The sequence below is a fragment of the Hansschlegelia beijingensis genome (genome assembly GCF_045505405.1).
Lineage (GTDB): Bacteria > Pseudomonadota > Alphaproteobacteria > Rhizobiales > Methylopilaceae > Methylopila > Methylopila beijingensis_A.
In genome coordinates, this window is sequence record NZ_JBJKEX010000399.1 from 1 (window position 1) to 2,601 (window position 2,601).

General features: G+C 70.8%; 4 protein-coding genes. 1 reads left to right on the forward strand and 3 read right to left on the reverse strand.

Going from position 1 to position 2,601, the window contains the following annotated elements:
- From thpR to ACIKT0_RS16670, 3 genes are all read right to left on the reverse strand, one after another.
- On the reverse strand, window positions 1-332 hold a 332-nt coding region (gene thpR / locus ACIKT0_RS16660), incomplete at its 3' end, for an RNA 2',3'-cyclic phosphodiesterase (protein ID WP_407106498.1).
- A gap of 38 nt (window positions 333-370) precedes the next feature.
- Window positions 371-1,423 (reverse strand): aldo/keto reductase, encoded by a 1,053-nt coding sequence (locus ACIKT0_RS16665; protein ID WP_407106499.1) that lies wholly within the window; start codon window positions 1,421-1,423, stop codon window positions 371-373.
- Between the two features lie 9 nt (window positions 1,424-1,432).
- Window positions 1,433-2,065, reverse strand: coding sequence for an arylesterase (locus ACIKT0_RS16670; protein ID WP_407106500.1), 633 nt, complete (start codon window positions 2,063-2,065; stop codon window positions 1,433-1,435).
- A 94-nt stretch (window positions 2,066-2,159) separates the two neighbouring features.
- Between ACIKT0_RS16670 and ACIKT0_RS16675 the strand changes: the two genes are divergently transcribed.
- Window positions 2,160-2,601 (forward strand): ABC transporter ATP-binding protein (locus tag ACIKT0_RS16675; RefSeq protein WP_407106501.1); only part of this gene is annotated, 442 nt, incomplete at its 3' end.

Here is a 2,601-nt window from a genome sequence, read left to right on the forward strand (position 1 = left end):
GGCAGGCCGGCCCGGCGCATCAGCCGCTCGTGCTCGGCCTGCAGCTCCACGATGGCCGGGGACGGCGTGACCCGGGCGATCAGCGCGCGCGGACGCGAACCGCCGAAAGCGTCGAGGCCCTCGAGCGTGACCATAAACGGCGCCCGGCGGACCTGCCCCAGCAGATAGGCGGCCTCCTGCGCCGTGTCCTCGTCGACGTCGCCGAGGAAGCGCAGCGTGACGTGGTAGTTCTCGGCGTCGAGCCAGCGCGCGCCCGACAGGCCGCCGCGATAGCTCGACAACGCCGCGCCGACTTCGTCCGGCACTTCGAGGGCGGTGAACAACCGCGGCACGCTGGCCTCCCTGCCGCCCTCCCCCGACGGCGCGCCGCTCAGGGGCAGGGATTGGTCCGCAGCAGGTGGATCGCGTCCACCCGCTCCTCAGTCTCCGTGCTCCACGGCGCGTCGACGGCCGCGAGGTCGTGCTCGAGTTGCTCGAGGTTCGTCGCCCCGATGATCACAGACGTCACGAAAGGACGGGTGGCGGCGAACTTCAAGGCGAGATGGGCGGGCGAAAGCCCGATCTCCCCAGCTAGATCGACGTAATCCGAGATCGCGGCCTCCGCGCCGGGCGTCTCGTAGCGCTGCAGCCGGTTGAACAGCGTCTTGCGGGCGCCGGCCGGCCGCGCGCCGTTGCGGTACTTTCCGGTCAGATAGCCCTGCGCCAGCGGCGAATAGGCGAGCAGGCCGACATCCTCCCGCAGCGCGATCTCGGCGAGGCCGCACTCGAAGGTACGGTTGAGCAGGTTGTACGCGTTCTGGATGGAGGCGACGCGCGGCAGATTCCAGGCCTGGGACTCGGCGATGAAGCGCATCACGCCCCAGGGGCTTTCGTTCGAGAGCCCGACATGGCGGATCTTGCCCTCGCGCTGCAATTCGCACAGCGCCTCGAGGGTCTCGCGGATCGAATGCTCCAGCGCCGGCTCGGGCTGCCGGTAGACCGTCGGGTTGGCGCCGAACTGGCTGATCGGCCGGTCTGGCCAGTGCAGCTGGTAGAGGTCGATATAATCGGTCTGCAGCCGCCGGAGGCTGCCCTCCACCGCTTCGCGGAGCTGCGCGCGCGAAAGCTCCGCCGGACCGGGCGGATCGCGCAGCCACTCCATCGCGGTGGTGCGCCCCGCGGCCTTGGTGGCGATGATCGTCTCTGCGCGGCCGCCGCGGGACTTGAGCCACGCGCCGATGATCTCCTCCGTGCGGCCCTGCGTGTCGGGCTTCGGCGGGATCGGGTAGAGCTCGGCGGCGTCGAGGAAGTTGACGCCGGCGGCGCGCGCGCGATCGAGCTGCGCGTGGCCCTCGGCCTCGGTGTTCTGCTCGCCGAAGGTCATGGTCCCGAGGCAGCAGAGGCTGACCTCGAGCCCGGTGCGGCCGAGCCTGCGTCTTTCCATGCGGGATCCTCAGGCGCGGTTGGCGGAAATCTGGTCCAGGAAGCGTTCGACGGTCGGCGTGATGGCGCGCACCATCGCGGCCACGCCCTTGGCGTTCGGATGCACGCCGTCGCCCTGATTGAGACTACGGTCCCCCGCGACCCCTTCAAGGAAGAACGGATAGAAGATCAGGCCGCGCTCGCGGGCCAGATCGACGTAGACCGCCTCGAACCGTCTGGCGTAGTCCTCGCCCAGATTGGGCAGCGCGCGCATGCCGACCAGCATCGCCGGGATCCGGCGCTGCGCCAGCCGGTCGAGGATGCGGGCGAGCGCGGCGCGCGTCACCTTGGGATCGACGCCGCGCAGCATGTCGTTCGCGCCGAGCTCGACGATCACGCCGTCGGTCCCATCCGGCACCGACCAGTCGACGCGCTCGGCGCCGCCGGTCGCGGTGTCGCCCGACACGCCGGCGTTGGTGATCGTGACCGAACGCCCCGCGGCCCTGAGCGCCGCCTGCAGCCGTGGCACGAAACCGTCCTGCGGCGGCAGCCCGAAGCCCGCGGTGAGGCTGTCGCCGAGCGCCACGATCTTCAGCGGCGGGGCCGCGCGGGCCCAGCGCGGCGTCATCACTGTTGCGAGAGACGCGACGGCTCCGGCGATCATGACGCGGCGCGACGGGTGGCGCTGCGCCGCGCGATCAATATATGCGGGGACCGGCCGAGCTTCCGGCCCGCTCCCCTCAGAGACGAAGAGCTTCATGGCGGCGATCGATCTCCAAGGCGTCAATCTGGCGCTCGGCCAAGGCGCTGCGCGCGTGCACATCCTGAAAGACGTAAGTCTCGCGGTCGCCGCCGGCGAGACCGTGGGGCTGGTCGGCCCCTCGGGCTCCGGCAAATCGACGCTGCTGATGACGCTGGCGGGGCTCGAGCGGCCCGACTCCGGCGTGGTGCGGGTTCTGGATCAGGATCTGTCGCGGCTGGACGAGGACGGGCTGGCGCAATTCCGAGGCCGGAACATAGGAGTCGTGTTCCAGTCCTTCCACCTCATCCCGACCATGACGGCGCTCGAAAACGTCGCGACCCCGCTGGAGCTCGCCGGCGTCGACGACGCGTTCGAGCGGGCGCGCGCCGAGCTCGCCTCGGTAGGCCTCGCGGAGCGGCTCCAGCATCGCCCGGCCGAACTGTCCGGTGGCGAGCAGC